This window comes from Bordetella sp. N (assembly GCF_001433395.1).
Lineage (GTDB): Bacteria > Pseudomonadota > Gammaproteobacteria > Burkholderiales > Burkholderiaceae_B > Bordetella_C.
This window is the reverse complement of sequence record NZ_CP013111.1, coordinates 5,939,174-5,961,621: the sequence shown is the minus strand read 5'-3', so window position 1 is coordinate 5,961,621 and position 22,448 is coordinate 5,939,174. Positions and strand designations below refer to the sequence as shown.

At 61.5% G+C, this 22,448-nt stretch carries 20 protein-coding genes, 1 tRNA gene and 1 pseudogene; 10 read left to right on the top strand and 12 right to left on the bottom strand.

Features of this window, described 5'->3' with window-relative positions:
- Positions 1–95: 95 nt before the first annotated feature.
- Complete coding sequence (locus ASB57_RS25770) at positions 96–947, bottom strand: LysR substrate-binding domain-containing protein (RefSeq protein WP_057654750.1); 852 nt, start codon at positions 945–947, stop codon at positions 96–98.
- A 179-nt stretch (positions 948–1,126) separates the two neighbouring features.
- On the opposite strand from ASB57_RS25770, the gene ASB57_RS25765 reads away from it, so the two are divergent.
- The 6 genes from ASB57_RS25765 to ASB57_RS25740 all read left to right on the top strand — a co-directional run bounded on the left by ASB57_RS25765 (position 1,127) and on the right by ASB57_RS25740 (position 8,237).
- Entirely contained in the window at positions 1,127–2,392 is a 1,266-nt protein-coding gene (locus ASB57_RS25765; RefSeq protein ID WP_057656449.1) for a dicarboxylate/amino acid:cation symporter, read from the top strand.
- Between the two features lie 80 nt (positions 2,393–2,472).
- Positions 2,473–3,213 (top strand): transporter substrate-binding domain-containing protein, encoded by a 741-nt coding sequence (locus ASB57_RS25760; RefSeq protein ID WP_057654749.1) that lies wholly within the window; start codon positions 2,473–2,475, stop codon positions 3,211–3,213.
- Positions 3,214–3,284: 71 nt separating this feature from the next.
- Positions 3,285–4,487 carry a pyridoxal phosphate-dependent aminotransferase gene (locus ASB57_RS25755; protein ID WP_057654748.1) on the top strand — a complete coding sequence of 401 codons (1,203 nt, stop codon included), beginning with the start codon at positions 3,285–3,287 and terminating at the stop codon, positions 4,485–4,487.
- A 2-nt stretch (positions 4,488–4,489) separates the two neighbouring features.
- The gene (locus ASB57_RS30845; protein WP_082621837.1) at positions 4,490–5,518 is read left to right on the top strand and encodes an Ldh family oxidoreductase; all 1,029 of its coding nucleotides are present in this window, start codon (positions 4,490–4,492) and stop codon (positions 5,516–5,518) included.
- Between the two features lie 14 nt (positions 5,519–5,532).
- Complete coding sequence (locus ASB57_RS25745) at positions 5,533–6,759, top strand: iron-containing alcohol dehydrogenase (RefSeq protein ID WP_057654746.1); 1,227 nt, start codon at positions 5,533–5,535, stop codon at positions 6,757–6,759.
- A gap of 17 nt (positions 6,760–6,776) precedes the next feature.
- Positions 6,777–8,237 (top strand): NAD-dependent succinate-semialdehyde dehydrogenase, encoded by a 1,461-nt coding sequence (locus tag ASB57_RS25740; protein WP_057654745.1) that lies wholly within the window; start codon positions 6,777–6,779, stop codon positions 8,235–8,237.
- Between the two features lie 149 nt (positions 8,238–8,386).
- Here the strand turns inward: ASB57_RS25740 and ychF are convergent, their stop codons facing one another.
- Positions 8,387–9,478 carry a redox-regulated ATPase YchF gene (gene ychF, locus ASB57_RS25735; RefSeq protein ID WP_057654744.1) on the bottom strand — a complete coding sequence of 364 codons (1,092 nt, stop codon included), beginning with the start codon at positions 9,476–9,478 and terminating at the stop codon, positions 8,387–8,389.
- A gap of 327 nt (positions 9,479–9,805) precedes the next feature.
- Here ychF and ASB57_RS25730 point away from each other — a divergent pair, with 327 nt between their 5' ends.
- On the top strand, positions 9,806–10,108 hold the full coding sequence (locus ASB57_RS25730) for a DUF2442 domain-containing protein (protein ID WP_057654743.1): 303 nt from the start codon (positions 9,806–9,808) through the stop codon (positions 10,106–10,108).
- Positions 10,109–10,146: 38 nt separating this feature from the next.
- Here ASB57_RS25730 and ASB57_RS25725 read toward each other — a convergent pair whose 3' ends face one another.
- Positions 10,147–11,238, bottom strand: coding sequence for a peptidyl-alpha-hydroxyglycine alpha-amidating lyase family protein (locus ASB57_RS25725; protein WP_057654742.1), 1,092 nt, complete (start codon positions 11,236–11,238; stop codon positions 10,147–10,149).
- Between the two features lie 161 nt (positions 11,239–11,399).
- Entirely contained in the window at positions 11,400–12,599 is a 1,200-nt protein-coding gene (locus tag ASB57_RS25720) for an ammonium transporter (RefSeq protein ID WP_057654741.1), read from the bottom strand.
- Between the two features lie 224 nt (positions 12,600–12,823).
- Here ASB57_RS25720 and ASB57_RS25715 point away from each other — a divergent pair, with 224 nt between their 5' ends.
- Complete coding sequence (locus ASB57_RS25715) at positions 12,824–13,246, top strand: hypothetical protein (protein ID WP_057654740.1); 423 nt, start codon at positions 12,824–12,826, stop codon at positions 13,244–13,246.
- An 8-nt stretch (positions 13,247–13,254) separates the two neighbouring features.
- Here ASB57_RS25715 and ASB57_RS25710 read toward each other — a convergent pair whose 3' ends face one another.
- The 8 genes and pseudogenes from ASB57_RS25710 to ASB57_RS25675 all read right to left on the bottom strand — a co-directional run bounded on the left by ASB57_RS25710 (position 13,255) and on the right by ASB57_RS25675 (position 20,224).
- On the bottom strand, positions 13,255–14,100 hold the full coding sequence (locus ASB57_RS25710; protein WP_231755254.1) for a type II CAAX prenyl endopeptidase Rce1 family protein: 846 nt from the start codon (positions 14,098–14,100) through the stop codon (positions 13,255–13,257).
- Complete coding sequence (gene pth / locus ASB57_RS25705) at positions 14,097–14,693, bottom strand: aminoacyl-tRNA hydrolase (protein ID WP_057654739.1); 597 nt, start codon at positions 14,691–14,693, stop codon at positions 14,097–14,099. The genes ASB57_RS25710 and pth overlap by 4 nt, the downstream gene beginning before the upstream one ends.
- A 143-nt stretch (positions 14,694–14,836) precedes the next feature.
- Entirely contained in the window at positions 14,837–15,466 is a 630-nt protein-coding gene (locus ASB57_RS25700; RefSeq protein ID WP_057654738.1) for a 50S ribosomal protein L25/general stress protein Ctc, read from the bottom strand.
- Between the two features lie 153 nt (positions 15,467–15,619).
- Positions 15,620–16,570 (bottom strand): ribose-phosphate pyrophosphokinase, encoded by a 951-nt coding sequence (locus ASB57_RS25695; RefSeq protein ID WP_057654737.1) that lies wholly within the window; start codon positions 16,568–16,570, stop codon positions 15,620–15,622.
- A gap of 117 nt (positions 16,571–16,687) precedes the next feature.
- Positions 16,688–16,761: transfer RNA gene (locus tag ASB57_RS25690), tRNA-Gln, on the bottom strand.
- The gene (ispE, locus tag ASB57_RS25685; protein WP_057654736.1) at positions 16,762–17,733 is read right to left on the bottom strand and encodes a 4-(cytidine 5'-diphospho)-2-C-methyl-D-erythritol kinase; all 972 of its coding nucleotides are present in this window, start codon (positions 17,731–17,733) and stop codon (positions 16,762–16,764) included.
- A 31-nt stretch (positions 17,734–17,764) separates the two neighbouring features.
- Complete coding sequence (gene lolB / locus ASB57_RS25680; protein WP_057656447.1) at positions 17,765–18,361, bottom strand: lipoprotein insertase outer membrane protein LolB; 597 nt, start codon at positions 18,359–18,361, stop codon at positions 17,765–17,767.
- 14 nt (positions 18,362–18,375) lie between these two features.
- Positions 18,376–20,224, bottom strand: a pseudogene (locus tag ASB57_RS25675) (tetratricopeptide repeat protein).
- Between the two features lie 63 nt (positions 20,225–20,287).
- Between ASB57_RS25675 and mutM the strand changes: the two are divergent.
- Together mutM and hmgA are read left to right on the top strand one after the other, a co-directional pair.
- On the top strand, positions 20,288–21,115 hold the full coding sequence (gene mutM / locus ASB57_RS25670) for a bifunctional DNA-formamidopyrimidine glycosylase/DNA-(apurinic or apyrimidinic site) lyase (RefSeq protein WP_057654734.1): 828 nt from the start codon (positions 20,288–20,290) through the stop codon (positions 21,113–21,115).
- A gap of 20 nt (positions 21,116–21,135) precedes the next feature.
- Positions 21,136–22,434, top strand: coding sequence for a homogentisate 1,2-dioxygenase (gene hmgA / locus ASB57_RS25665; RefSeq protein WP_057656446.1), 1,299 nt, complete (start codon positions 21,136–21,138; stop codon positions 22,432–22,434).
- The last annotated feature ends 14 nt before the right edge of the window (positions 22,435–22,448 follow it).

The window sequence follows — 22,448 nt, the reverse complement described above, 5'->3', positions numbered from 1 at the left end:
TCGGCGGGCTGGTCAGCAGACCGAGCCCGGGCGTGAAACTTTGGCGGACGTGTTGATTCTAGATCAGGATGAGATGAGAACGGGGGCGATCTTTGCTAGGACCGCAAATCATTGAGTAGCGCTCGCGCCAGAAACTCACAAGGAGGCCGATTGGACTTGGAACTTCTGGACAAAACGACGTCGAGCATTGGAAGTTTGGGAAGCCCCTCATCCTCCCCAAGCTGAATAAGGTGGGCGGGCACGCTACATCGTGACATGGGAGCTACAGCTAGCCCCGCTTCCAGCATGCTTACAAGTCCCATTACCCCGGCACTTTCAAACAGCATTCGAAACCTGATCTTCGCATTCTGCAGTGCAGATATGCCGAACGCGCGTGCGCTACTACCGCTAGCGTACACCGCAATGGGCAATGGACGTTCTTTCCAAATCTCGCGATGCCTGTCGCCGCAAACCCATACTAATGGCTCCCGTCTGAGCAGATCACCGGGGATACCTTTGACGCGAGTCAGGCACGCGAGATCAAGCGTATTGTCTTTTAACAAAGGGGCGAGCTCACTGCTCGGCAAGCCCATGACCCGCAGCTCAACATGCGGATGAGCGAGTGCAAACCGCCTCAGAACGGGTGAAAGCAAAGACGACGCATAGTCATCCGGCACGCCGATCGTAACTCGTCCTTTGACTTCGGGTCGGACGACAGAAGCCCAGGCGGCTTCCCGCATCTCCACCATTCGCCGCCCATATTCCAGCAAACGCTCCCCCTCGTCAGTCAGAAGCACGCGCCTCGTCGTACGGGTGAACAGAGGCTTCTGCATCGATTCCTCCAACGCTTTGATGCGCATGCTGACGGCTGAAGGCGATCGATGGACTTGTTTAGCCCCGCTTATGAACGATCCAGTATCCGCAACTGCGATCACCATTTCGAGGACATCGAGATCAAGGGATTTCATATCAATCAGAAAAACTGAGCAATCTGATCAGTTTAATCCGTTTTTATGTTTATCAAATCCTGTGAATACTTGCTCGTCCGACCGCTTCTGCTTCGTGGATCACCGATCTCCGAAGGCGAATCGAGGATGACAAGGGGAGCTCCATCAAAGGAGCACACAACTTCATGGAGAGTACACAGGTGAAAAATCGACTCAGCGGATACATCGGTATAAGCATGGTTCTCGGCCTGGTCGTGGGGTATTTGATCCATACCTTATCCGCCGACCAAGCTACCGCCGCATCCATCGCGGGCTATCTTTCGATTGTGACCGACATCTTCTTGCGCATGATCAAAATGATCATTGCACCGCTGATCTTTGCGACATTGGTGTCAGGCATCGCCGGCATTGGCGGACAGGGCACGGTAAGCCGCCTTGCAGTGCGCGCAGTCGCCTGGTTCCTGGCCGCTTCAGTGATATCGCTCGCTCTCGGCGTCTTGCTGGCAAATCTGATCCAGCCCGGCGCCGGGATGGGGCTCGTAGCCAAAGGAGGAAGTCTGGGAAGCAGCCTTAAGACATCCAGCCTTAACCTGCACGAATTTCTTACGCATGTCTTCCCAACAAGCATCTTCGACGCCTTAGCGCGGAACGAGGCGCTTCAGATCGTGGTGTTCGCTTTGTTCTTCGGCGCAGGTCTGAGTTTTTATCACGATGATCCACGGGTCGAGCAGTTGCGACGATCACTGGATGGTGTCGTGAAGGTGATGCTGAAGGTCACGCAGTTTGTAATGAAGTTCGCTCCGATTGGCGTCTTTACCGCACTCGCGACGGCGGTCGCCGTTAACGGACTTGATGTTGTCTTCACCTATGGAAAGTTGATTGGCTCATTCTATCTAGGACTGCTCCTGCTCTGGCTGATCATCATCCTGGCCGGCTATGCGTTCCTGGGAAAAGATGTGTTCCGGCTGCTCAAAGCAATGCGCCAACCGGCCCTGATTGCGTTCTCTACGGCGAGTAGTGAAGCTGCCTATCCTTTGATGACCGAGAGGCTGGAGCAATTTGGCGTCAGAAAAGAAGTGGTCGGATTTACCTTGCCCTTTGGGTATTCGTTCAACCTCGACGGCTCGATGATGTACTGCACCTTCGCGGCACTCTTCATCGCTCAGGCATTCGGCATCGAGCTTTCGATTGTGCAACAGATCACCATGCTTTTCGTGCTTCTCATCAGCAGCAAAGGAGCGGCTGGTGTTCCACGCGCCTCGGTCGTCGTGGTTGCAGCGGTAGCTCCCATGTTTGGGCTTCCCGCGGAGGGCATCCTGCTGATCCTGGGCATCGATCAGATCCTCGATATGGGTCGCACCGTCACCAACGTAATCGGCAACAGCGTAGCGACTGCTTCGCTAGGACGGCTTGAGGGGAAAGTGGCGCCGGTTCAAGAGAACTTGACCACCAGCCGCGCGCAATAGAACAACCTGCAGCCACCGACTCTGACCAGGCATCCCCTGTGGCCGGTTCGATCAATCAACTTTCAAACAGGATGAACTCCATGAACCAAATCAATACTCAGCTCGGAGAGTTGGCGCAGGGCGGTGTGCTTCGCGTCGGCGTTGTCTACGCTCCGTCGATGTCGACCTTCTTTGTGGAAGTAGACGAACACGGCACACCGTATGGCCCAACGGTCGATCTTGGCAAGGCATTGGCAGCGTGGGCAGGATGTCGTGTCGAATTCCATGCCGTGCCCAATTCTGGCGAGTTGACCGACGCTGTCGAAGCCAAGGAAATCGACGTTGCATTCATGCCGATGGACGACGAGAGGAAGCGGCGTGTCGCGTTTGGCCCTTCTTACTTCGTCATCGAGAGCACGGCACTTGTACACGAGACTTCCAATTTCCAGTCGACTCACGACCTCAACCAAAAAGGTGTTCGCGTTGCTGGAATCGCGAACACGACGACCATACGCAATGCCGCACGAGTACTCAACGCGGCAGAAGTCATCCCTGTGACCTCTGTGGAAGACGCAATGTCCGCACTCCAAGACGATCGAGTTGACGCTGTGGTTTTGTCGCGTGATGTTTTGACGGTGTACGAGCAAAAAATCCCGGGGAGCCGTGTCCTGGATGGCACGCTACACAGTACTGGTATCGCGGTGGCAGTCGCCAAAGACCGTCCCGTCGGCCTCCTCGCCGTCAGCAACTTTCTTGAACGCGCAAAGTCATCTGGGTTCGTCAGGAAAATATTTGACGATGCCGGATTCACATTGGACCCTGTCGCGCCTTCAGGCATGTAGCAGCCGATGCGCCTTCATCAGGCCAGTCGTCTGATGACGAAGTTCTTCTTTCTCAAAGACAAGATTTGATCATGCCAAAACTATCTCTCCGCGCAACGGCCATCCGCCCCTCCCCCACGATGGCCATCTCGGCACGGGCGGCCGAAATGAAGCGTCAGGGAACAGACGTAATCCCCTTCAGCTTGGGCGAGCCCGACTTCCATACACCGAGCAATGTAAAAGAAGCTGGTATAAAAGCCATCACGAGCGATTTCACGAAATACACGGCCGCGGACGGATATGCACCGCTGAAGCGCGCCATCGCCGCCAAGATCCTGCAAGATAACCGCGTAGCTTTCGCCCCGGAACAGATCGTCATAGGAAGCGGCGCGAAAGTCATTCTGCTGGCGAGCTTGTTGACGATTGTCGACCCCGGCAACGAGGTCATCGTTCCTGCCCCCTATTGGGTCACTTATCCAGACCACGTGGAGATGGCCGGCGGGGTTCCGATCATCGTGGCGTGCTCGGAAACGTCTGGCTTCAAGTTGACGCCGGAATTGCTCCGTGGAGCGTTGACGAAAAACACACGCGCGATCATCTTCAATTCGCCGAACAACCCGTCCGGAGCGGTCTACTCTGGCGACGAAATACGCGCGCTTGCTGCCGTTCTGAAAGAACGTCCTGACGTTTGGATTCTGACCGACGAATTGTATGAGCACATCACGTTCGATGGCCACCGCGCTCCCTCGTTCGTCGAGACATGCCCTGAAATGGCCGAACAGATAATCTCGGTCAACGGATTCTCGAAAGGTTACGTCATGACCGGCTGGCGCCTGGGCTTTGCGGCAGGGCCACTCGAAGTCATCAAATCAATCGGAGACTTGCTTAGTTCGATGACTGGCTCGCCCAGTAGCATTGCCCAAGCAGCGGGTATCGAAGCGCTCGCCGGAGACAAAGCCTTTATGGAGGAAAATCGCCGGGTCTTCCAGGAACGGCGGGACCTGGTGCTGGAACGCGTCGGCCAGATTCCCGGGCTTGATGCCATTCGCCCTGCTGGCACTTTCTACGTTTACATAAATTGTGCCGGATGGATTGGGCGCAAAAGCTCCGCCGGCCGCGCCTTGGGCAAAGACGTAGACGTCGTCGCAGCACTTCTTGAAGAAGCTGAGGTCGCAGCAGTACCTGGGGAAGTGTTTGGACTAAGTCCTTTCTTTCGCATCTCTATCGCGCTTGAAATCGATCAGATCCGGAAAGGACTCGATCGAATTCAAAAATTCGCATCGGGGCTTCGGTAGATATGGCTGAGAACCTGGTCGACGTCGCAGAGGCCACACGGGTCTCCATCCGTGCGCTGGTGAATTCCGGCGCGCCCGAAAATCACGCACGGACACAAGCAGAATTATTGATTGAAGCCGAACTTCGAGGTCGCGCGTCTCATGGCTTGCTTCGACTGCCACGCCTGATTGATCGAATTCGCAATGGAGTGGCCAACCCTGAAACCACGGGGCGCGCACAGTGGCGTGGCCAGGCGTATCTGCAGGTCGATGGTGAGCGAGGGCTGGGCCCGGTGATCGCCTTTGCGGCCCTCGATCAGATCTGTCATCGCGCTCGAGAAACGGGCATCGCCGTGGCTGCGATATCGAACAGCAACCACTTAGGCATGCTGGCCCTATACGCCGAACGCGTGGCGATGCAAGGCCAAGTACTTTTCGCACTGACCACCAGCGAGGCACTGGTGCACCCCTGGGGCGGGCGCATGGCGATGCTCGGAACCAATCCTGTTGCCATCGGCGTTCCAGCGCAGCCACTACCGTTTGTCCTCGATATGGCAACCAGTCTCATCTCGATGGGGCAGATTCATGACTACGCGAATCGAGGAGCACCGCTAGAGCCAGGTTGGGCACTGGACGAAAACGGAGATCCAACGCTCGATGCGGCCTCCGCGCGCAAAGGCGCGATCGCGCCGTTCGGAGGACCAAAAGGCTACGCGCTTGGGCTCGCCTTCGAGGTCATGGTCGCGGCCCTCACGTCATCCGCACTTGGCACGGACGTGGCCGGAACATTGGACGCTGAGAGCGTCTGTAATAAAGGCGATGTCTTTGTCGTCGTTGAGCCCGCATCGCAAGCCATCATTGGCAGCATCTCAGCGTATCTGCAGTCACTTCGCGACAGTGCTCCAACGGATCCAAAGCGACCGGTGAGCGTCCCAGGTGACCGCGCACACTTGGCTCGTGAAAGAAATATCGCTCGCGGGATCTCGGTCGCGGATCCTGTTTGGCAAAGTATCAATGCGTCCGCAAACGAAGCGGCCCCACGTCGAACCTAGTTGGAATACTTGATATGCAAGCATCCTTTGGCGTCATGCGCGCACCACGCGCGGTTATTTTTGGAGAGGGCCAACGGCGCGTACTTGGAAAAGTCCTATCCCACATCGGGAAGCGGGTATTGATTTGCACCGATAAGCGCTTCGCTTCCTCCGACACCATGCTTGAGTTACTGGATAACCTTGCGCAGCATGGACTTAGCGTCGAGCTATTTGACGAGACTCTCGCAGAGCTCCCGTTGAGCAGCATTACTCGCTGCGTTCAGCGTGTCGGAAACAGCCTGCCTCAGGTAGTCGTCGGTATCGGCGGCGGCAGCTGCATGGACATGGCGAAGCTGGTCAGTCTCCTTCTCACGCATGAAGGTCCAATTGATCGATTCTACGGAGAGTTCAAAGTTCCAGGCCCGGTTATGCCTATTGTTGCCGTTCCTACAACCGCGGGCACAGGATCTGAGGTGACGCCCGTGGCGGTGTTGGCGGACGACACCAGGGACCTGAAAGTCGGAATATCGAGCCCGCATCTAATTCCTCATACGGCAATTTGCGACCCGGAATTGACCGTAACCTGCCCCCCAGGCTTGACCGCTCTTTCGGGTGCAGACGCGCTTACCCATGCCGTCGAAGCATTTACCGCGATCGCACACGCTCCGACCCCCGAACTCTCGCAGCAGCGTGTATTTGTCGGGAAGAATGTCCTAAGTGACCAGTTTGCATTGAGCGCCATCGAGGACCTGTTCCGCTATCTGCCGATTGCGGTGAAGGAAGGATCAGACCTGATTGCACGGTCAAAGGTGATGAAAGGGGCGCTGCTTGCTGGCCTGGCCTTTGGAAGTGCTGGAACGTCGCTCGCACATGCCATTCAATACCCGATCGGCGCGCTGACTCATACCGCACATGGCTTAGGCGTTGCCACGCTGCTCCCTTACGTAATGGGATTCAACGCGTCGGCGTGCCGGCCCGAATTCGAGGCGATCGGACGAGCGATCGGCGTGATCGATGAAGACCGCGGCGGCTTGGGTAGTCAAGCGATACGTCAAATCCAGGCAATGCTGGCGAAGATTGGAATTCCGAGCACGCTTAAGGATTTGGGATTGCAGGAAGAGAAGATCCAATGGGTAGCCGAACAGTCGATGCTGGCTGGCCGATTGATCAACAACAATCCACGCTCGGTCACAGCGGAAGATATCGGCCAACTCTTGCGGCACGCTTACCACGGCAATCTTCTCGTTCACGGGAATCATTAAGAATCCTCAGGAAAGTCATGTCTACCAAAGCCAACCTCAACATCGAAAACACCCCAATCGATCTTTTCATCGGTGGTTCCTGGATCCACGCGTCCTCGGGCAACCGTATCGATGTATTCAATCCGTCAAACGAGCAGCGCTTGGCGAGCGTCGCGGACGCCGACGAAAAAGACGCACGCGCTGCTGTGGATGCCGCGGAGAAAGCGGCGCCCGGCTGGGCAGCCACTTCGCCTCGAAAGCGTAGCGAAGTTCTGAGCCGATGTTATGAGCTGATGGTGAGTGATGCCGAAAATCTGGCGGCGCTTATCTCTCTTGAAAATGGCAAAGCAATTAGCGATGCGCGCGGCGAGGTGGCATATGCCGCCGAGTTCTTCCGCTGGTACGCTGAAGAAGCTGTACGCATCAATGGAGAGATCAGCATTTCTCCCTCCGGACTCGCTCGCACGCTCGTGCAGTATCAACCCGTCGGGATCTCGTTATTGATCACCCCCTGGAATTTTCCGGCAGCGATGGCTACGCGCAAGATAGGGCCAGCGCTCGCGGCTGGCTGCACTTGCATTCTTAAGCCAGCTACCGAGACACCGCTTACTGCATATGCAATTGCCGCATTGTTAAAAAAGGCTGGCGTTCCGGACGGCGTCGTGAATGTTCTGACCACATCGCGTTCAGGAAAAGTCTGCGGCTCGATATTGGAAGACCCCCGGGTGCGCAAGCTCTCATTTACGGGCTCTACAGAGGTAGGACGGATTCTCCTCAGAAAGGCAGCCGATTCGATCATCAATTGCTCTATGGAGCTCGGCGGCAACGCGCCATTCATTGTTTTCGAAGACGCTGACCTGGATCAGGCGATCGAAGGCGCGATGATTGCCAAGATGCGAAATGGCGGCGAGGCGTGCACCGCGGCCAATCGGTTCTACGTTCAGCGCGCCTTGGTCGACGAATTCACCTCCCGTCTGGCATCGAGGATGGGGGCACTGATAGTCGATGACGGTGTCAACACTGGAACCCAGTGCGGGCCTCTGGTCAACCGCGGCGCTGTCAACAAGGTAGCTTCACTGGTGGACGATGCGGTCGCAAAGGGTGCACGAGTCGTTACGGGCGGAAAAGCCCCGGAGCGTGCTGGATTCTTCTATCTTCCGACTGTGCTCGCAGACGTCAGCCCGGACGCCGAATTGCTGAATGAAGAAATTTTTGGTCCTGTCGCGCCTGTCGTCGCCTTTGACACGGAGGCGGAGGCAATTCGCCTGGCTAATTCAACCGAGTACGGCTTGGTCGCGTATGTCTATACCAAAGACCTCGCACGGGGCATGCGCGTTTCTGAAGCAATCGAGAGCGGGATGATTGCACTCAATCGAGGGCTTGTGTCCGATCCCGCGGCGCCGTTCGGAGGGGTCAAGCAGAGCGGGCTGGGACGGGAAGGTGCGCACCATGGACTGCTTGAGTTCATGGAGGCTAAGTATATTTCGACGAATTGGTAATCAAGGATAGCTCCCGGCGGTTAGCCATCAGCTCCTGGAAACAGCCGAGCTTGACGGCGACTCCGTGTAGGTTCTTACCGCCGGGATTTGGTTCCGTGAAGGGATGCCCTTCACGAACCGTTCAGCCGATCAACGTAGTCGGAAAATAATCAAACGTTAAACAAGAAGTTCATCACATCGCCATCCTGCACGATGTACTCCTTCCCTTCCGCCCGCATCTTCCCCGCTTCCTTCGCACCCTGCTCGCCCTTGAACGCGATGTAGTCGTCGTAGGCGATGGTCTGGGCGCGGATGAAGCCGCGTTCGAAGTCGGTGTGGATCACGCCGGCCGCTTGCGGGGCGGTGGCGCCGATGGCGACGGTCCAGGCGCGGACTTCCTTCACGCCAGCAGTGAAGTAGGTCTGCAAGCCAAGCAGCTTGAACGCGGCGCGGATCAGACGGTTCAAACCCGGCTCTTCCATGCCCATATCGGCCAGGAACGCGACACGGTCGGCATCATCCAGATCGACGATCTCGGATTCGATGGCCGCGCAGATCGCCACGACCGGCGCATTGCGCGCGGCGGCAAGTTCCTTCAGGCGATCCAGCAGAGGATTGTTTTCGAAACCATCATCGCTGACGTTGCCCACATACATCGCGGGCTTGGACGTGATGAAGCACATGGGCTTCAGCAACGCCTGGTCTTCCGGCGAAAAGTCCAGACCGCGCACGGGCTTGGCCTGGTTCAACTGGGCAATGCACTTCTCCAGCAAACCAACCAGCTTCTGCGCTTCCTTGTCACCCGAACGCGCGGTCTTGTTGTGACGATGCAAAGCCTTCTCGGCGGTCTGCAGGTCGGCCAGGGCCAGCTCGGTTTCGATGACTTCGATGTCGGCGATGGGGTCGACTTTGCCGGCAACGTGAATCACGTTGGGATCTTCAAAGCAGCGCACCACGTTGACGATGGCGTCGGTTTCGCGGATGTGCGACAGGAACTGGTTGCCCAGGCCCTCACCCTGGCTGGCGCCAGCGACCAGGCCGGCGATGTCGACGAACTCGACCGTGGCGGACAGGATGCGCTCCGGCGATACGATTTCAGCCAGCTTCTGCAGGCGCGCATCGGGCACTTCCACGACGCCGACGTTGGGTTCGATGGTGCAGAAAGGGTAGTTTTCCGCGGGGATGCCGGCGCGGGTCAGCGCATTAAAGAGCGTCGATTTGCCGACGTTGGGCAGGCCGACGATGCCGCATTGCAGAGCCATGGAAATCCTATAAGTATCAACGCACCAGCGAGCCCGGTGCGATAGCGCCGCCAGCCCGTCCGCTGCCAGCCGGCTGTTTCAGGCAGCAGCCGGAACACCCTGGGGCGAATCTAAAATCGGGGCCAGATCGGACATTAGTCCACTAAACCGCGCATTTTAACCGAGGGGAAGGACAGTTCGAACATACCGGCCCGCCGGGCCGGGGAACGACTTGGCCGCGGACGCGACCCACCAGGCTAGCTCCGGCGCTTGCGGACCAGGATGTAGCCATGCCGCGGGCCCATGCCGACCTGAAATCCTTACTTCCATGTCGTGGGAAATAAACCGATGAGACAAGCTCGTTATGTCATCAAGCACGTTGCGGTCAGCAGGCCGCAGACCCTGGCGCTGACCTTCGCGGACGGCTACGCGGCGGAGGTCGACCTGACCGAGGTCATCCAAAGCTATCCCAGCCTTGCACGCCTGGCTGACCCGGGACTTTTCTCGACCGTCGCGCTCGACGAATCGTCGCTCGGCGTCATTTTCGCCGGCGAGGACGCCTTGACGATGGCCAGCGATAACCTGCGCGCGCTCGCATTGGAACAAGCCGCGGAAAAACCCGACCTGCACAGCCCCAATCAGCATACTTAGCCGGCGCGTGCCGTGCAGCCACGCACCGGCGCCCCGCCCTACTTCTTCGGACTCAAGGTCAGCTTCTGCACCCGCCAGTTGAGCAATTCGCCCACGTACAGGGTGTTCTCGTCCGGGCAGGCGATCTCGTGGACCCAGCCGAACTGGCCGGCGTTGCGGCCGGATTTGCCCAGGTAGCCAAGCAGCTTGCCGTCCAGGCTCAGCTTGTAGATGCGCCCGGGGAAAGCATCGGACGTATAGAGCACCTGCTCCCTGCCCGCCACCTTCGGCGTGATGCACAGGGTCCACGGCGCGCCGGGGAACATGGTGGCGACGCCGCCAGCTTCAGGATTGGGCTTGTTGCCATAGAGCTGCTGGGCATCGGGCGGCGCCGGCAGGTCGATGGTGATCGAACGCAGATACTTGCCTTCCGTGTCGAACACCTGGATACGCCGATTGCCGCGATCGGCCACGTACACATTGTCCTGGGCGTCCACGGCGATGGCATGCAGGGTGTTGAACTGGCCCGTCTCGGATCCGAACGAACCCCACGACTTCAGCCAGCGCCCGTCGGGCCCGATCTTGGCCACGCGCGAGTTGATGTAGCCATCCGAGATAAAGGTATTGCCCTTGGAGTCCCACGCCATGTCGGTCACCTGGCGGAACGAGCCATCGACGGCGGGCAGCGGCGGCTTGGGATGCTCCAGTGGATGCGCGTTCTCGTCGCTGGCCTCGGGCTTGCGGCCGATGGTCCAGACCACCTCGCCCGCCTGGTTGAACTTGATGACCATGTCCGAGCCCTTGTCGGCGGCCCAGATATTGCCCTGCGGATCGACGCGGACATCGTGTGCGAAGGACCAGGCGTAAAGATGCGCGCCGATCTCCCGCATGAATTTGCCGTTCTGGTCGAATTCAAGCAGTTGGGACGCCGCCGCGCCATAGGCGGGCCCGGTCGTATTGCCCCGCTGGAACACGTAGATATGCCCGGCCTTGTCGAGCGCCACCCCGGACACCTCGCCCAAATGCTGCCCGGCAGGCATCTTGAGGGGGTTGGCCGCCTTGTACGGGATCTCCGGCGCCTCAGTCGCGGCCAGCGCCAGCGCCGGCCCCAAGGTCAATGCGGCAGCAAGCAACCATCTTTTCTGATTCATGCTCTATCTCCTCCTGGACCTTCGCTGTGATGAAGCGCTTTTTTCTAGGTATGGGATCGATATAGCAGGGGGAATCTGACGAAAGCCTGTATGGGCAAGCCGTCAGCGAAGAAGGGGCCCCTGAGGGCCCCTTCCAACGCGGCGCGAAGGCAACTTCCGCTTTACCAGTTGGTCTCACGCTCCGGCGTGGAAGAAATACGATGGATGGACAGGTCGGCGCCGTTGAACTCCGCCTCCTGGCTGACCCGCAGACCCACGACAGCACGGAGGGTCCCGTAGACGATCAAGCCCCCCAAGGACGCGACGACGATGCCGAAAACCGTGCCGGCCACTTGCGCACCGAAAGACACGCCACCCAGGCCGCCCAGCGACTTCAACCCGAAGATGCCGGCCGCGATGCCGCCCCAGGCGCCGCACACGCCATGCAGGGGCCACACACCCAGCACGTCATCGATACGCCACTTGTTCTGGACTTTGGTGAACATATAGACGAACAAGACACCCGCGATGGCCCCCGTCGCCAGCGCGCCCAGGGGATGCATCAGGTCCGACCCCGCACACACGGCCACCAACCCGGCCAGCGGGCCGTTATAGGTAAAGCCCGGATCATTGCGGCCGACGGCCCAGGCCGACAGCGTACCGCCCGCCATGGCCATCAGGGAGTTGATGGCCACCAGGCCGCTGATCTTGTCCAGGGTCTGCGCGCTCATCACGTTGAAGCCGAACCAACCCACCGCCAGCACCCAGGCGCCCAAGGCAAGAAAAGGAATGTTGGACGGCGGATGCGCGGCGATGCGGCCATCCTTGTAACGCCCGCGACGCGCACCAAGCAGCACCACCGCGATCAGCGCCACCCAGCCGCCGAAGGCATGCACCACCACCGACCCGGCGAAGTCGTGGAAAGGCACGCCGGCTATTCCGGTAAGCCAGTCCTGCAGGCCCAGGTGGCCATTCCACACGATGCCTTCGAAAAAGGGATAGACGAAGCCAACCAGCAGGAACGTGGCCGCCAATTGCGGATTGAAGCGCGAACGCTCCGCGATGCCGCCAGAGATGATCGCCGGTATCGCCGCGGCGAAGGTCAGCAGGAAGAAGAAGCGCACCAGCTCATGGCCATTCTTCACGGCCAGCGCTTCGGCGCCCGTGAAGAACTGCACGCCATAGGCAATCTGGTAGCCGATGAAGAAATACGCGATGGTCGACACCGCGAAGTCCACCAGGATCTTGACCAGGGCATTGACCTGGTTCTTCTTGCGGACGGTGCCCAACTCAAGAAAGGCAAAGCCGGCGTGCATGGCCAGCACCATGACCGCGCCGATAAGAATGAAAAGGGTATCGGCGGCTGATTTCAACGTATCCATAGATGCCATCCGGCCCTGCTGGACGACTGACGCGTCCACTCACAGGGCCCTTTTTGTCTCCAGAAAATGCGCTCCGGACGATACACGAAGGTGCCTGAAAATGTGTTGATTCAGGGGTATCGCCGGGTTTCACTGTTGCGTGGCCGCAGCGGTTCGGGCATTGTTCGGTACCAAACGTGGCTGGCTGTAAGTCGAGATCCGCTCCCGCAAGCTCCAAGGACCCCATGCCGCAACAACTTCCGCCCCAGGCCTCGCACACGACTCCCAAGACGCGTGCCGCGGCGACCATCCTGGCAGCCCTGGCCCTGTTCGCCGGCCTGCCGCCCCTGACCGCCGCCGCCGCACCGGCCAAGGACGTGACCATCCACGGTGGCTGGATGACCCCAAGCGAATATCGCACCCTGCCCGACGGCCAGCGCGGCGCCTATGTCACCGGCGTGGTGGAAGGCTGGTTCCACGCCCCCGCTTTCGGTGCGCCGGAGCGCAATACCGACCGCGTCGTGCAATGCCTGGGCGCGCTGAAGCCGGGGCAACTGATGCAGGCCGTGGACCTGTATGTCAGCGCCAATCCCGCCGAACGCGACAAGACCATGAACTTCCTGGTCTACAGCGCCCTCAGCGACTTCTGCGCCAACCGCAAGCCTTAGATCAATAACTAGGCCAACTGCGGCGCGAACTTCATCACCCCCAACACCACCACCACGGGCCCGGCGTTGAAGAGGACATGCATCAGCACCGACGCCCCAATGCCCCGCCGCACACGCATCCAGCCCAGCACCAGGCCGGTCAGCCACTGAGGCAATACCAGCACCGGCATCAGCCAGATCAAGGTGTGGTTGAGGGTGAAATTGCCCAGATGCAGCGCGGCGAACGTCAGGGTTCCCACATGGAACACCAGCGGGAAGAAGCGCACGTACTGGCGGCGCCAACCCCACGACCAGCTCAGGCCTTTAAGGCGCGCACGCTTCTGGGTCCAGACACTGGCCCCTATCGCCAGCGCCGCCAAAGGCACGGTCCAGGCGACCGGCCCCTTCAGCAAGGGCGCCAACATCAGTGGAATGATCCATAAGCCCTGCCCCGGCCGCCGCAGGAAATACCGGAACACCATTTCCTCGACCAACGGCGCCCAGAAGATCGCGATGACCCAGGGAATATTGCCGGACTCCAGCCGATGATGCGCGCCCCCCGAGGTGGCGACCTGCAGCGCCAGCGGGCCCAGCACCAGAAGATTGAAGCCCCACAGCAGGAATACCCAGGCCAGCATCCGGCGCATGGTGGTGCGCGGCACCCAATCGCCCGCGGGCTCCGGATATCCCCTCTGCCCGGCGGGAAAACGGCGCAACGTCGGCCGGCGCAAGAAGCGGAAGAAGTCCTTCAGATCATCCCGCAGCCGCGGCTGGTCACGCTTGCTCTCCGCGGCAGGCTCGGGTGAGCCGCCGGCCAGGCCGCCATAGGGCCCGGTCAGCATGAACTCGATGGCGCGCGGCTTTTTTGCGCTCAAGCTTTGTTCTCCCGATGCAGTTGCTGGGTCGCCTTGGTGAAATCGCCATCCAGCAGCAGCGGCATCACCGCGCGGCACCGGTCGATGACCTTTTCAATACCGGTCATTTCCTCGCGGCGCGGCGGATGCAGCACGAAATCCGCCACCTGCTGAGCCAGGCCCAAGGTACGGGGATGCCCGATGCCCAGACGCAGGCGCCAGAAATTGGGACTGCCCAGCACGGCCTGGATGTCGCGCAAGCCATTGTGGCCCGCATGGCCACCGCCCTGCTTGAGCTTGACCTCACCAGGCATCAGGTCCAGTTCGTCATGCAGCACCAGCACCTGCTCCGGCGTGAATTTGAAAAAGCGCGCCACGGCGCCGACCGCCTGCCCTGACCTGTTCATATAAGTCATGGGCTTGAGCAGCACGACGTTATCGCCGCCGTGGCGCCCCTTGGCGACGAAACCCGAGAAGCCCTTTTCCATCGAGAAGCTGGCGCGCAGGTCATCGGCCACGTGGTCGGCCAGCCAGAACCCGGCGTTATGCCGAGTCGTTTCGTATTCCGGTCCGGGATTACCCAGCCCGACGATCAAGCGTATGGGGGTAGACATGGTTGGCCGATATCAGAACATGCAAATCAGAACATGAAAAACCCCGCGGTGGAAATCCACGCGCGGGGTCGGGTACTGCTAGTCGCCGTGCAGGCGACGGAACGGCGCGGCCGGTTCAGGCTATGCCGTCCGCCATTGCGGACTTAGGCGGCAGGCGCGGCGTCGTCGCCGGCGGCAGCTTCGTCGCCTTCGTCAGCGTCAGCGGGGCCACCCTTGGTCAGAGCCGAGGCCAGGACCGGGTTGGCGTCGCCACCGTGGGTGACGTACGTCACGCCCTTGGGCAGGGTCACGTCGGCCAGGTGCAGCGAGGCGCCGGCTTCCAGCTTGCTCAGGTCGGCTTCGATGAACTTGGGCAGGTCGGACGGCAGGCAGCTGACTTCGATTTCGGTCAGAACGTGCGTGATGATGGCGCTGCTCAGCTTCACGGCAGGCGACACTTCAGCGTTGATGAAGTGCAGCGGCACCTTGGTGTGCAGGGCCTTGCTCGAATCGACACGTTGGAAATCGATGTGCAGAACTTGTTGCTTGTACGCGTGCCATTGCACGGCGCGCAGCAGAACCTTCTCGGCCTTGCCGCCTTCGACTTCCATGTCCAGGATGGAGGAGTGGAACTCTTCCTTGCGCAGAGCGTGGTAAATGTCGTTGTGGTCGACTTCGATGTTCAGGGGCTGAGTGCCGACGCCATAAACGATGGCGGGGACGCGGCCCGCGCGGCGCAGGCGGCGGCTCGCACTCGATCCCTGGACGCTACGCGTGGTTGCGATGAATTTCATGGAAAACTCCAGACTTACGGTAATGGACGTCGAAACGTCCGGTTGTGAACACGGACCGCATACGACGGTCCGTGTGGGTCACCCCGAGCCGCGACCAGCGCGAGGTGTTGAAAACCGCCGCCGGAGCCGAAGCCCGACGACGTCAATATCAGATCAATCCGCGAACAGCGAGCTGACCGATTCCGCGTTCGAAATACGCAGGATGGTCTCGCCCAACAGGCCGGCGCAGGACAGTTGACGAATCTTCTTGCCCGAGCGCGCCAGTTCCGACAGCGGAATGGTATCGGTGACGACCAGCTCGTCCAGTTCCGAACCTTCGATGCGCTCCACCGCGCCGCCCGACAGCACGGCGTGCGTGCAATAGGCGTACACGGCGCCGGCGCCGCGCTCTTTCAGCGCCTGGGCAGCCTTGCACAGCGTACCGGCGGTGTCGACCATGTCATCCATGATGATGCAGGTACGGCCGTCGATTTCGCCGATGATGTTCATCACTTCCGACACGTTGGCGCGCGGACGACGCTTGTCGATGATGGCCAGGTCGGCTTCCAGCTGTTTCGCCAGGGCCCGGGCGCGCACCACGCCGCCGATGTCGGGGGACACCACCACCAGGTTCGAGAAATTGCGGCGCCAGATGTCGCCCAGCAAGATCGGACCCGCGTAGATGTTGTCCACGGGAATGTCGAAGAAACCCTGGATCTGGTCAGCGTGCAGGTCCATCGTCAGCACGCGGTCGACACCAGCGACCTGCAGCATGTTCGCCACGACCTTGGCCGAAATGGCCACACGGGCGGAACGCGGACGGCGGTCCTGGCGCGCATAACCGAAATACGGAATGGCGGCGGTGATGCGGCCGGCCGAAGCGCGGCGCAGGGCATCGACCATCACCATGATTTCCATCAGGTTGTCGTTGGTAGGCGCACAGGTGGGCTGCAACACGAAAACGTCCTTGCCGCGCACGTTTTCGTTGATCTCGACCATGACTTCGCCGTCCGAGAACCGGCCGACGGTCATTTTGCCCAGCGACATATCCAGATGGTTGGCTACGTCGACGGCGAGACGGGTGTTAGCCGTCCCGGTAAAAATCATGAAGCTGTCTTTTGACATGATGCTTGGCAAAGATCGTTGAAGATCGTTTTAGTCGCAAAACAAAAAAGCTGTTGAACCTTGGCCTCTGGCTATACGGGCGAGTTCAACAGCTTTTTTATATATATTCGTGGGGGGCTGGGGAGGAAGGATTCGAACCTTCGCATGCCGGAATCAAAATCCGGTGCCTTAACCAACTTGGCGACTCCCCACTAGCTAGCAATCCAGTGCCTGAGCGGATGTTCGGTCAAACCAGGACAAGCCTGCAATAACCGTAACCGCGGAGGCGATTCTTGCGTCGCTTGCGACGTACTGGTCAAACCAGCGACGCGCATTGTAGCGGCAATTTCACGCTCCGCCAAAACCGCTTCTTCGATGCTGTCGAACTCGGCAAACAAACAGGCGCCGGATCCAGACATACGCACATCAAAACCGCGATCCCTTTCTTGACCTTTCGTCGCATGTTCCGTTCCCGCCAACCACCGCGCAGCCCGGGAAACTTCCGGAAAGCGCCGGTAAACCACCGGTTCCAGATCATTGCGGCCGAAGTATCTTCGGGAGGGTTGCCCCCGTTGAAAATAAGGCGAAGCAAGAAAGTCCGCTATTGTGACCAGATTTGAGTCTCGTGTCAAATCAGGATCGGAAAAAACAACAGGCGTCGGTACGCTAGCGTCGGGTTGGGCGATCAAATAGGCACGCTCCGGCACCGGGACCGCCACCAGATCCTCGCCCACGCCTTCGGCGAAGGCGGACTGGCCGAACACGAAAACCGGCACGTCCGCGCCCAGCGGCAAGGCCAGGCGCATCAACTGCGCGCGGGTCAGGCCCGTGTTCCACAAGCGATTGAGGGCCATCAAGGTGGACGCCGCATCGCTCGATCCGCCGCCCAGGCCGCCGCCCATGGGAATGCGCTTTTCCAGCGCGATGGTGGCGCCCTGGCGCGTGCCGGTGGCCGCCTGCAGCACGCGCGCGGCGCGCACGGTCAAATCCTGTTCCGGATCGACGCCGGCCAGCGGCTGGTCGCGTTCGATGCAGCCGTCGTCACGCGCGGAAAAATGCAGCGTGTCGGCAAGGTCGATGAAGCGGAACACCGTCTGCAGCAGATGATAGCCATCCGCGCGGCGCCCCACGACATGCAGGAAAAGATTGAGCTTGGCGGGTGCGGGAACGTCGTAGAGATTCACGCGCGCCCCCGCGGGACTGGCAAGGCACGCATCAGGAATCCGGCGTGACGACCAGCCGCAATACGATGTCGCGATCCGATTCGCGCCGCTGCAGCACCAGCAATTGCGGGCCCAGGTCATCAAAGCGCGACAGGCGCGCCGACCATCCGCCCTGCTGGAATGCCGTCGGGCGCTGCTGTTCGTCCCGCTGCACCTCCTGCGCCGGCGGCTGCGGCGCCAGGCGCCCGCGCAACCAGTCGCGCAGGCCGGAAACCGGCACGCGGCTGCCCAGGGCGTCCTGCGCCAGGGCATCGGGATCGCTGGCCTGCAGATGGGTGCCGTCGGCCTTGTCCAGGGTGGCCATGCCCGGCCGCCCTTCCACGCGCGCCTGGGTCGATCCCAGCGGCGTCGTCAGGTCCAGCACATAGCGGCGGCCGTCATCGAGCCAGGAAAAACCACCCTGCACGGCATTCTGGCGGCCATCGTCCTGACTGACGGTGAGCGCGAAGCGGCCCACCCGCGAAAACTCATTCTGCGCGCCAGTGCCGGCAATGCGATCCGGCGTCACGCAACCGGCCAGGGCCGTGCACAGCACGGCGGCACCAGCGATGCGCCATTGCGACCAGCGCGAAGGCTGCGTGGCACGCAAACCGGCCACACCGATCACAGCTTGACCCCCAGGCGGTTGATCGCCTCGCGCACGGTCTTGTTATTCGGTTCCTTGCGCACCGCGTTGCGGAACATGGCCGTGGCCTCGTCGCGGCGGCCGCTGGCCCACAGCACTTCACCCAGGTGGCCGGCGATTTCCGCTTCGGGCCGCTGCGAGTAAGCGCGTTGCAGATAGGTCAGCGCGGCGGCGTTGTCGCCCATGCGGTACTTCACCCACCCCATGCTGTCCATGATGTAGGGATCGTCCGGCGACAGGTCCAGCGCCTGCGTGATCAGGTCCAGCGCCTCGGGCAAGCGCATGTTGCGGTCGGCCAAGGTGTAGCCCAGGGCGTTGTAGGCATGCGCATGATCGGGATCGAGCGCGATGACCTGGCGCAGCAGACGTTCAAGGTCCGCCACCCGGTCCTTGCGCTCGTAGAGCATGGCCAGTTCGTACTTGATCTCGACCGTGTCCGGCAGGGCCTTGTCGGCGCCGTCCAGCAGGGCGATGGCCTGGTCGGTACGGTCGGCATCGCGCAGGATCTGCGCCTTGGTCAACACGCCCAGCACCCGCTCTTCTTCATCCTGCGGCTGCGCGCGGTCGACCATGGCGACGGCGTCGTCGATCTTGCCCTGCTTCGCGCGCAGGGTGGCCTGGCGCATGCGCGCCTGGAAGCGCATGGTGGGATCGTCGATGCGGCCGAGTTCGGCGATGGCTTCGTCGTAGCGGCCCTGGTCTTCGTCGATGCGGGCCAGCAGCACGCGGGCATCCGCCGCCGCCGCGGTGGCGTCGGTGGCGCCCGGCACGATGGCGCGCTGGCGTTGGCTCTGCACGTCCAGGTATTGGCGCAGATAACCGCGCGCCTGGTCCAGGCGGCCTGCCTTGTAAGCCAGCTGGCCCTGCATGAACATCAGGTCGAAATCTTCCGGCGAACGGCGCGACATGGTCTGCAGTTCGCTGAGCGCGCCGTCGTAATCGTTATGCTCGGCCAGTTGCGCCGCCAGCATCAGCTGCAGCTTGCGGGCTTCGGGATGACGCGCCAGGAACGCGCGGGCATCGGCCGCCGCGCGTTGCGGATCGACCTTCATGCCGTATTCCAGCACGCGCTGCGCGGCCGCTTCCGACTTGGGATCGGCGGCCAGCGCCAGTTTTGCTTCATCCAGCGCGCGCGCGTTGTCACCTGCCGCCTGCGCCACGTCGGCCAGGGCCAGGTGGGCCACGGGCAGCTTGCGCGTGGCGGGGCTCAAGGCTTCGTCGAGGATCTGCAAGGCCAGCTTGCGGTCGCTGACGCGGCCCAGCACGGCCATGGTCTGGGCAATGGCGGCCTGCTTGTCCTTGGCTTCATCGATGCGCACGCGCAGCGCCGGCCCCAGGCCCTGGGTCTGGCCATTGGCCGCGGCGAGGGCCAGTTCGGTGGAACTGGCTTCCGTGTCGGTGGGGGCCAGGCGCGCCCAGATACGCGAGGCGTCCAACGCCCCCTTCAAGTTACCGCCGGCCAGGTAGAACTCCAGCGAGCGCCGCGCGATGCGGGGGTCGCTGGTGTCGCGCGCCAGGCTCAGCATGGTCGAGGCGGCGGTGCCGTACATGCCCCGCTGCGCCGCGATCTCGGCCGCCACCACGCGATAGAAGATATCCGAGGTCAACTTGACGTAAGGCAGTTGGCCTTCGCGCAAACGGATGACGTCCGTTTCCGGCTGATGGACGCGCGGCGGCATCTTCGGCCGATCCGCGGCCTGGGCAGGCATGGCCTGCAATCCCGCCAACGCCAAAGCCAGCGCGGCTAACCCGAATTTCATATGCATAAGCGACGACTTCACGCGTCCCGTCCTGTTGATGGCACAATCTGTACACGCAACTGCTGATCTTACACTGGCCAGGGAGTGTTCACACTGAAAGCCCCCCTATCCCCAAGTGTGATATTCCCCTATGCCCGAACTGCCTGAAGTCGAGACCACACGGCGCGGAATCGACACTGTCATGACAGGCCGACCGCTGGTGCGCCTGGTCGTCCGCGAACCGCGCCTGCGCTGGCCCATCCCCGCCGACCTGCCCGCCGCGCTGTCCGGCCGCACCGTGCTGGAGTGCGGCCGTCGAGGTAAATATCTATTACTGCGCTTCGAGCATGGCACCCAGATCGTGCATCTGGGCATGTCGGGCTCCCTGCGCACCGTTCCCGAGGACGAGGCTCCGCGCCGCCACGACCACGTCGAATGGGTCTTCGACCATGCCGTGCTCAGGCTGCACGATCCGCGCCGTTTTGGTGCGGTGCTGTGGCACCCGGCCGACGACGGCCCCGTCGAATTCCACCCCCTGCTGGCCAAGCTGGGCATCGAACCTTTCGACCCCCGCTTCAACGGCGCCTGGTTGCGCGACCAGTTCCGCGGCCGGTCGGCGCCCATCAAGCAGGTGCTGCTGGCGGGCGAGGCCGTGGTGGGCGTGGGCAATATCTACGCATCCGAAAGCCTGTTCCGGGCGGGCATCCACCCGCGCGCGGCGGCCGGCCGGCTGTCGCTGGCGCGCTGTGACAAACTGGCTGCCGCCATCCAGGCCACCCTGGGCGACGCCCTGACCTCGGGCGGCAGCACCCTGCGCGACTATGTCGGGGCCAGCGGCGAACCTGGCAGCTACTTCACGATCCACGCGGCGGTCTATGACCGCGAAGGGCAACCTTGCCGGGTCTGCGGCACGCCGATCCGGCGCTTCGTGCAGGGCCAAAGGGCGACCTATTACTGCGTCCGCTGCCAGCGGGCGTGAACCTCAAGGCGGGACTGATCATGGACCTGCACTACCAGACCGGCTTCCACAACGACTTCGCCACCGAAGCCCTGCCCGGCGCCCTGCCGCAAGGCCGTAATTCGCCGACCCGCTGCCCTTACGGCCTGTACGCCGAGCAGATTTCCGGCACGGCCTTCACGGCGCCGCGCGGGGAAAACCGGCGCAGCTGGCTCTACCGCATCCTGCCCGCCGCGCGCCACGAACCGTTCAAGGCCCTGGCTCAGCCGCCCCGGTGGACCAGCGACGCGGCCGCCTACCCCGCCACGCCGAACCAGTTACGCTGGAGTCCGCGCCCCCTGCCGGACGCGCCCACCGACTTCATCGATAGTGTCGTCACCCTGGGCGGCAATGGCGGTCCCGACGAGCAAAGCGGCGTCGGCATCCACCTGTACGCCGCCAACCAGTCCATGCGGGACCGCTTTTTCTACGACGCGGACGGCGAACTGCTGTTCGTGCCGCAGGAAGGCCGCCTGCTGTTGGCGACTGAGCTGGGCCGGCTGGAAATCGCGCCCCAGGAAATCGCCGTCATTCCGCGCGGCGTCCGCTTTCGCGTCGAACTTCCTGACGGCCAGGCGCGCGGCTATCTTCTGGAAAATTTCGGAGCGCCGCTGCGCTTGCCGGAGTTGGGACCCATCGGTTCCAACTGCCTGGCCAACGCGCGCGACTTCCAGACGCCGGTGGCCTGGTATGAAGACCTGGCGGGCGACTTCCAGCTGGTCGGCAAGTTCGCCGGGACGTTCTGGCAAGCCCGCATCGACCACTCGCCCCTCGATGTCGTGGCCTGGCACGGCACCCATGCGCCCTACAAATATGACCTGCGGCGCTTCAACGTCATCGGTTCGGTCAGCTTCGACCATCCCGATCCGTCGATCTTCACGGTACTCACTTCGCCGTCGGACACCCCGGGAACGGCCAATGTGGATTTCGCGATCTTCCCGCCGCGGGTCCTGGCCATGGAAAACACCTTCCGGCCGCCCTGGTTCCACCGCAACGTCGCCAGCGAGTTCATGGGACTGATCCACGGGGTCTACGACGCCAAGGCCGAGGGCTTCCTGCCGGGCGGCGCCAGCCTGCACAATTGCATGAGCGGCCACGGCCCGGATGCCGACACCTTCGAAAAAGCCTCGCAGGCCGACACCTCGCAAGCGCACTACATCCGCGACACCATGGCCTTCATGTTCGAAACGCGCCGGGTCATCCGTCCTACGGCACAGGCCCTCGCGTCGCCGCAATTGCAGGGCGACTACTACACGTGCTGGCAAGGGCTGGCCAGGCACTTCACACCCAGCCAGCCGTGATGCCGGCCGCGTCA